A 7,845-nucleotide genomic window follows, 5' to 3' on the forward strand; every position below is an offset into this window, starting at 1 on the left:
TAAGTATGCTTGAAACTCGTCGAAACGGTCGTAAACCACTTCATTCAACAATATGTTCAGACAAGTGGCTTGAAATCCTGCGAATAAGTGAGTATTTGAAAGAAAATTGATTCTAACCGAGAGAGTTGAACAAGGCGATCTACAATTTGGTCGCTTTTTTATTTTGTCTGATAAACTATTGGAATATTATGTTAACATTGAACTAGAAGATCAAGAGCATTTAAATCGGTAATACTTTATTGAAGGAGAATATGAAAGGGGGAATTATATATGGAATATAGGGGAGCAAGCGTATATGACCAAGAAGATTTCTTAAATAACTATTTGAAAAGAAGGGGTAGAAAGGATAGTCCCAACAATGCAATAGAAAGTCCTATTGTTTATGAACTCATAGGTGATTTTCAAACTAAAAGCATTTTAGACTTAGGTTGTGGTGATGCCTCGTTTGGAAAAGATTTACTAAATCAAGGTGCAGCGTTTTACACTGGAATAGAAGGCTCTGAACAAATGGTTGTATCTGCAAAGCTTAACCTTAATGGTAAAAACGGGAAAATACATCACGAGACAATGGAATCATACAGTTACCCAGCGAACAAATTTGAAATTATAACTTCTCGTTTTGCAATACACTATGTTTCAGATATTTATTTACTGTTTCAAAATGTGCATAAAACTTTAAAAGATAATGGTAAGTTTGTCTTCAGTGTACAACACCCCCTCACTACTTCATCTTTTATAAGCAAACAAACAGGAGATAAGCGTGGGAACTGGATAGTTGATGACTATTTTCTCGAAGGAGAAAGAAAAGAACCTTGGATTGAACAAACAGTAATAAAATATCATCGAACAATAGAAAATTACTTTAAAGTTCTTACTAAATCTGGATTTACAGTAGTTGATTTACGTGAAGGGACACCTAAACGTGAACATTTTAGCAATGATGAAGAGTTTGCAAGAAGACAAAGAATGCCAGTCGTATTGGCTTTTTCTTGTACGAAGTAGTAGCTGAACATAAAAATAATATGGCAGAAGAGTTAAAGAAGGAATTGAGGAAAAATGTATATAGGGGTGATACGTTGTATAAAAAGGTTATTTACTACATTTTTATTTTGGTAGGTATGGTTGGTTTGCTTTATCTTATGAATGATACATTTTGGGTAGTAAATCGACATCTTAATAACGTTGATAATCTATATCTCGTTTTATTTAAAATGAGTCTGTGGGGATATTTATTCGGAGTCTTAATAGAATGGAAAGGCTTTAAAAATATTCTAATCGGTAATATACGTGTTAACTGGTTGAAAGCACCAGCTATTTTATTAATAATTATTGGATTCATACCCATTATTAAATGGGTTGTATGGTTTGGTGTAGGGACTCCATTTTATATTGAAATGTTAGGCTTACCTGAAATAAACGTTGATATAAATATATTATCAGGTACCCTTTCAGTAAGGGCGTTGAGCCGAGACTAAATGTTCTTCAACTATATGGGGCAATAGTTGAAGAAGGATTTTTGAATTCAAACGAGAATTTCATCAAAATTATAAAACCTAAAAGAAGGTGAAATAGTTGGACTTAATTGAAAAGGAATTCAGTAATAGGGCTATCGTTCGGGAAGGTATTTATCTTTTCCAACTATCAGATGCAATTGATGTTGTAAACAAATGTAAAGAACTAAAATTAAACATACTTGGGGTAGATTCTTTTGAAATTATCGGTAACTCCATAATGCCCAAAGAAATCTTCCATTGTTCCATAAATGCAAACGATGGAAATTGGTCAGAAGCAATTAGGTTTATACAAGAACCGTTTAATCAAGAATTAGTATTTGAAATTGTATATGATAATTAACTAAATGCCGCTGCTTCAACAAACGGGGCAGGTTAGTTTAAGAAATAAGATTATTAATATACTTGACCGTGTACTATGGTACACGGTTTATTATTGTTATAGGGGTGAAATAAATGAGTTATCGAATTAGTGCATTTGCTGATAAATGTGGGGTAAATAAAGAAACGATTAGGTATTATGAAAAAAAGAATTTATTACAAGAACCATTAAAAACAAAAGCTGGTTATCGGATATATTCAGATGATGATGTAAAGCGTGTAGAGTTTATTAAACGAATGCAAGAGCTTGGTTTTTCTTTAAGCGAAATTTATAAATTACTTGGGGTTGTAGATAAAGACGAAGTTCGCTGCGAGGATATGTTTGAATTTGTATCTAAAAAAGAAGAAGAAGTTCAAAAGCAAATAAAGGATTTAAAGCGAATTGAAACGATGCTAAATGACCTAAAAAGGCGCTGTCCAGATGAAAAACAGTTACACAACTGCCCGATAATTGAAACATTAATTGAGTGAAAGGAAATGTGAAATGAAGCATAAAAAGACATTTATCGTAGGATTAATAGGAGCATTTATTATTCTGTTATGTTGTGCTACCCCTATATTAGTTATTTTATTAGGTGTTATTGGATTAGGAGCAATTACAGGTTATATAGATTATGCTTTAATTCCTGTTTTAGCGTTTTTTCTCGGTTTAATTTTTTATTCATATAGCAAGTTGAATAAACCTGATTCCAAAAATGATTCATGCTGTTCTTGATTAAGGTAAGTGATTAGCCATGAAAGAGATAACTTCGCAATTAGCCACACTATTTTCTGGTTTTGTGATGGCAGGATGTTGTTTAGGACCCTTAGTTTTAATTCCTCTTGGGTTAACAAGTTTTGCTGGGGAATTAGCTATTTATGCAACGAAATATCAAACAATGTTAATAAGTCTAACTCTAGTTTTATTAGCTTATTCATTTTATTTAGTTTATGGGCGAAACTGGTTGTGGCAGGAAACAATTGAAGTTAGCCCCAAAACAAGTGAAGTTACATCGGAAAATTTAGAATCTGCTTCTTTCAAAATAGATGGTTTTACTTGAACATCTTGCGCGTTTACGGTGAGGTCCACCGTTTCCAATTTAGAGGGTGTTCAAGATGTAGAAGTTGAAGGCTCTGGAAAAACTAAACTTGCATTTGATTCATCCAAGATTAGCTTAAAAGAAATTAAAAAAGTATTTACTGATTTAGGGTACGAGATAAGAAAGTAGGAAAAATTAAGATAATAGGAGGATGAGTACATGAATAAATTTAGGGTAAATATTCAAGGAATGACTTGTACGGGTTGTGAAGAGCATGTGGCAGTAGCACTTGAAAATATAGGTGCCAGAAATATTGAAGCTAGTTTTCGTCGCGGTGAAGCTGTATTTGAATTGCCCGATGATGTTGGGGTTGAAAGAGCCAAAAAGGCAATTGATGAAGCAAAATACGAGCCTGGAGAAATTGAAGAAGTTTCATTAAAAGAAAATGTGGTCTTAGATAATGAAGGCGATTATGATCTAATTATCATTGGTTCTGGTGGGGCTGCTTTTTCAGCTGCGATTAAATCAGTTGATTATGGCGCCAAAGTAGCCATGATTGAGCGACAAACGGTTGGAGGAACTTGTGTCAATATTGGTTGTGTGCCATCAAAAACCCTACTACGAGCTGGAGAAATCAATCATTTAGCAAAAGTTAATTCATTTACGGGTTTGCAAACATCTGCTGGAGAAGTGGAATTAGCACCTTTAATCAAGCAGAAAAATGAATTAGTGAGTGAACTTCGGAATCAAAAATATATTGAATTAATAGATGAATATGGCTTTGATTTAATTAAAGGTGAAGCAAAATTTGTTGATGAAAATACAGTTGAAGTCAATGGAGAGAAATTCTCTGCCAAGCGTTTCTTAATTGCAACGGGTGCTTCTCCTTCTTTACCGCCGATATCAGGACTTGGAGAAGTGGATTATCTCACATGTACAACACTCCTTGAATTGAAAAAGGTGCCAAAGAGATTAACGGTTATTGGTTCAGGATATATCGGAATGGAACTTGGACAATTGTTTCATAATTTAGGTTCAGAAGTCACGCTTATGCAAAGAAGTGAGCGACTTTTAAAAGAATATGATCCAGAAATTTCAGAAGCAATAGAAAAAGCGTTAATTGAACAAGGTATTAACCTTGTAAAAGGGGCAACTTTTGAGCGTGTAGAACAAGAGGGGCAAATCAAAAAGGTTCATGTAACAGTAGATGGAAAGAAAAAAGTAGTGGAATCAGAGCAGCTACTTGTTGCAACAGGAAGAAAACCAAATACAGCTTCTTTAAATTTAAGTGCCGCAGGGGTTGAAGTTGGAAAACGAAAAGAAATTCTGATAAATGATTACGCTAGGACAAGTAATGAAAAGATTTATGCAGCAGGTGATGTAACATTAGGACCTCAATTTGTTTATGTAGCAGCCTATGAAGGCGGAATTGTTGCCGATAATGCGATAGGTGGGTTAAATAAAAAAATAGATTTATCCGTTGTTCCTGGCGTAACTTTTACAAATCCTTCTATTGCAACGGTTGGTTTAACAGAAGAACAAGCTAAAGAAAAAGGTTATGAAGTAAAAACTTCTGTATTGCCTTTAGATGCCGTTCCAAGAGCGATAGTAAACCGTGAAACAACAGGAGTGTTTAAACTTGTTGCTGATTCGAAAACATTAAAAGTGTTAGGGGTCCATATCGTTTCTGAAAATGCAGGAGAAGTAATATATGCAGCGACACTCGCTGTTAAATTCGGTTTAACGATAGAAGATTTAAAAGAAAGCCTTGCACCATATTTAACAATGGCGGAAGGTTTGAAATTAGCTGCCTTGACATTTGATAAAGATGTGTCAAAACTATCTTGTTGTGCAGGGTAATATCTAATCCTCTCATGTAGCAGTGGGACTTAAACAATGTTTTATTTATATGTTTATAAGGAATCTATTAAGTACAGACTGATGGACTGGAGGAGGATTATAAATGACAAAAACATACGATTTAATTGTGATTGGCTCAGGGGCTGCTGGTTCAGTTGCAACAACAAAATGTAATAACGCTGGATGGAGTGTAGCTGTGATTGATCAGAATCCTTTTGGAGGAACGTGTGCTCTTCGTGGATGTGACCCAAAAAAAGTTTTGGTAGGTGCAGCAGAGCTTATCGATTGGACTGATCGCATGCGAGTAAATGGTGTGCAATCAAACGTTTCAATCAATTGGGAAGAACTTATGCGTTTTAAACGGACTTTCACCGATGATATACCAGAGAAAAAAGAACACGCACTGAATAAGCAAGGAATCGATACGTATCACGGAAAGGCTTCCTTTCTTAGTGAGAGTGAGCTTAATATAAACGGTGAAGTGCTTAAGGGTAAACATATTCTTATTGCTAGTGGTTCCATGCCATCCCATTTAAATATTAAAGGGGAAAAGCACTTAACTTATAGCAATGAATTTTTAGAATTAAACGAGTTACCTAAGCGAATTATCTTTGTAGGTGGAGGGTATGTTTCATTTGAATTTGCCCATATTGCAGCAAGGGCGGGTTCTGAGGTTCATATCATTCATAGAGGTCAAAAACCATTAGAAAATTTTGATCCAAATCTTGTAGATATGCTTTTGGAAAGATCGAAAAAGATTGGAATTCAAGTACACCTGGAACATTCGGTTGAATCGATTGAAGAAAAACAAGGAACATATAATGTTGTTTCCTCTAACGGTGAAAAAATGGTCACATTAGAAGCTGATTTAGTTGTTCATGGTGCTGGAAGAGTCCCTGCACTAGATATGGATCTTGAGCAAGGGAACATTAACAGGGATAAAGATGGGGTGAAAGTTAATGAATACTTGCAAAGTACCAGTAATCCAAACGTTTATGCAGCAGGCGATGTGGTATCGACAGAAGGGCTCCCACTCACGCCAGTTGCAAGCACAGAATCACATATAGTAGCATCCAACGTTCTAAAAGGAAATAATAAGAAGATTGACTATCCAGAAATTCCATCCGTCGTCTTCACTGTACCAAAGTTGGCATCCGTTGGCATGAGGGAAGAAGAAATTAAAGAATCAGGAAGAAACATCAAGGTTAACTATAAAAAAACTACTGATTGGTTTACTCACAAACGAACCAATGAAGGTATTGCTGCTTACAAATTGTTAATTGATGAAGATAACGATCAAATCGTTGGCGCTCATTTAATAAGTGACGTGGCAGATGAACTAATTAATCACTTTGCGACAGCAATAAGATTTAAAATTACAACTAAAGAATTAAAGAAAATGTTATTTGCTTATCCTACAACAGCTTCGGATATTGTTCACATGTTGTAATATTAAGATTGAATACAGGATAAACCTTGGCAGTATCGGTTGTGATTGTGAATCTTGCGAACCAGATCAGTTCAGTGAATTGATCTGGTTTTTTAGTATTTCAAATTAATTGTTCCTATGCATTAGTTAAAACAATTTTTTGTACTAACTTTGTGAAAAAATGTACTTAAAGTAATGGGGGCAATAGTTGAAAAGTGAACTTATAATAAAAAAATATAATCTCTATAATTTTGTTGCTGGGGGTCTTTACATGAATCGTTATCAAAAAATTTCACTAATTATTTTAATAGGTAGCCCTTGTTGTTCTTGATTATTTCCATTATTACAGGACAATGTGAGATCTTCTTGTGGAGTTTGTCAACTATTGCAATTGCATTAACAATATGGAAAGCAGGCTCAACCTCTAAGCATTAGAAGCGAAATTGCAAAATAATATAGGGGGAAATTTGTGAAAAGTTGTATTTAAAAGTTAAGGGCGCAATAGTTGGAGTAAGAGTATACTATGCTGCAGGCACTTGAAGGGGAGGGGAGAGTGTTTTGAATAAGAAAAGAATATATTTAATTCTTTTGGTTACATTTTTGGTAATAACATCGGTTTGGTCCATAGAATTTTACCAAAATTCATCCATTGAGAAAGTTATTAATAATCAGAACCAAGAAGCTATTAAAATCCTTGAAAAGATTGAATCACATAATGGTGTATTCGTTATTTATGATACAGGTAAATACATAGAAGGAAGGGTTTTAAAAAAAGGACTTTTAGGGTGGAAAATAACTAATAGTCATAGCCCAATTATTAACGGGCTTAACTTTAAAAATAGTGAAGCGATGAGAATCGATTATATTGGGATTATGTCTTTTGATAATGGTGGATATTATTTTGGCTATGTCAATCCTAAAGAGATTGATCGCGTAAAATTCCAATACGAGAACTTTAATGTTAGTTATAACATTCAATCATACTATTGGTATTTACCAATGTTGCCAAATCAAGATAGCGGCAGTTTTAAAGCAGAACAATTTAGTGTCATTTTAAAGAATGGAAAAGAAGTCTTCTATCCATTTGAAGAATTGCAATAAGCATACGAGATTGGGATTGAAGTAAATCTTTAAAAATAAAAGTGTAGTTCTTATTTATAAATGTCAAGTTAATAATGTACAGTTTTGACTGTTTAAGAATGTACAATTTTAATCATTTTCTTTATCTAAATGATCTTTGATTCTGTAAGAATCACCTATGATATTTACCACTGTAGCGTGGTGTAAAACTCGATCTAAAATGGCATTAGCGAGTTTTGAATCTTGAAAGACCTCATCCCACTGTTTGAAATTAACATTGGTGGTCAGGATAGTGCTTTTCTTCTCGTACCTCATATCAATAAGCTGGAAGAAGAGTTTGGCATCTTCTTGATCAATAGGAAGGTACCCTATCTCATCAATAATTAATAGTTTATATTTCCTGTAATGTTTTAAGCGAGCTTCCAATCTGTTCTCGGCCCGTGCTTTTTTTAGGTGCTGAATGAGTTCATGACATTTAATGAAATAAGTACTGTTACGATTCTTAGCTGCAGCTATTCCAATCGATGTCGCCAAATGTGTTTTACCAACTCCACTTGGCCCCAGA

General features: G+C 34.3%; 10 protein-coding genes and 1 pseudogene. 10 read left to right on the top strand and 1 reads right to left on the bottom strand.

The genetic code is table 11. The features are described from left to right. The first annotated feature begins 270 nt into the window (after positions 1 to 270). From E3U55_RS16770 to E3U55_RS16815, 10 genes and pseudogenes are all read left to right on the top strand, one after another. Entirely contained in the window at positions 271 to 1,002 is a 732-nt protein-coding gene (locus E3U55_RS16770; RefSeq protein ID WP_134341635.1) for a class I SAM-dependent methyltransferase, read from the top strand. Positions 1,003 to 1,076: 74 nt separating this feature from the next. Beyond that, entirely contained in the window at positions 1,077 to 1,475 is a 399-nt protein-coding gene (locus E3U55_RS16775) for a hypothetical protein (protein ID WP_134341636.1), read from the top strand. A gap of 97 nt (positions 1,476 to 1,572) precedes the next feature. Continuing rightward, on the top strand, positions 1,573 to 1,854 hold the full coding sequence (locus tag E3U55_RS16780) for a hypothetical protein (protein WP_134341637.1): 282 nt from the start codon (positions 1,573 to 1,575) through the stop codon (positions 1,852 to 1,854). A gap of 113 nt (positions 1,855 to 1,967) precedes the next feature. Next, positions 1,968 to 2,363 carry an Hg(II)-responsive transcriptional regulator gene (merR, locus tag E3U55_RS16785; RefSeq protein ID WP_134341638.1) on the top strand — a complete coding sequence of 132 codons (396 nt, stop codon included), beginning with the start codon at positions 1,968 to 1,970 and terminating at the stop codon, positions 2,361 to 2,363. A gap of 13 nt (positions 2,364 to 2,376) precedes the next feature. Further along, positions 2,377 to 2,607, top strand: coding sequence for a mercury resistance system transport protein MerF (gene merF / locus E3U55_RS16790; RefSeq protein WP_134341639.1), 231 nt, complete (start codon positions 2,377 to 2,379; stop codon positions 2,605 to 2,607). A gap of 19 nt (positions 2,608 to 2,626) precedes the next feature. Beyond that, positions 2,627 to 2,932 (top strand): hypothetical protein, encoded by a 306-nt coding sequence (locus E3U55_RS16795; RefSeq protein WP_134341640.1) that lies wholly within the window; start codon positions 2,627 to 2,629, stop codon positions 2,930 to 2,932. 15 nt (positions 2,933 to 2,947) lie between these two features. Then, positions 2,948 to 3,100 (top strand): annotated as a pseudogene (locus E3U55_RS17915) (heavy-metal-associated domain-containing protein); the annotation flags it as partial. Between the two features lie 30 nt (positions 3,101 to 3,130). Then, positions 3,131 to 4,771 (top strand): mercury(II) reductase, encoded by a 1,641-nt coding sequence (gene merA / locus E3U55_RS16805; RefSeq protein WP_134341642.1) that lies wholly within the window; start codon positions 3,131 to 3,133, stop codon positions 4,769 to 4,771. Positions 4,772 to 4,874: 103 nt separating this feature from the next. Next, entirely contained in the window at positions 4,875 to 6,221 is a 1,347-nt protein-coding gene (locus E3U55_RS16810; protein ID WP_134341643.1) for a dihydrolipoyl dehydrogenase family protein, read from the top strand. A gap of 537 nt (positions 6,222 to 6,758) precedes the next feature. Continuing rightward, positions 6,759 to 7,301, top strand: coding sequence for a hypothetical protein (locus tag E3U55_RS16815; protein ID WP_134341644.1), 543 nt, complete (start codon positions 6,759 to 6,761; stop codon positions 7,299 to 7,301). Positions 7,302 to 7,409: 108 nt separating this feature from the next. Here the strand turns inward: E3U55_RS16815 and istB are convergent. Next, a partial coding sequence (gene istB / locus E3U55_RS16820; protein WP_134341645.1) for an IS21-like element helper ATPase IstB occupies positions 7,410 to 7,845 on the bottom strand: 436 nt, incomplete at its 5' end.

Origin of the sequence: Filobacillus milosensis (genome assembly GCF_004402015.1) — a bacterium.
Lineage (GTDB): Bacteria > Bacillota > Bacilli > Bacillales > Alkalibacillaceae > Filobacillus > Filobacillus milosensis.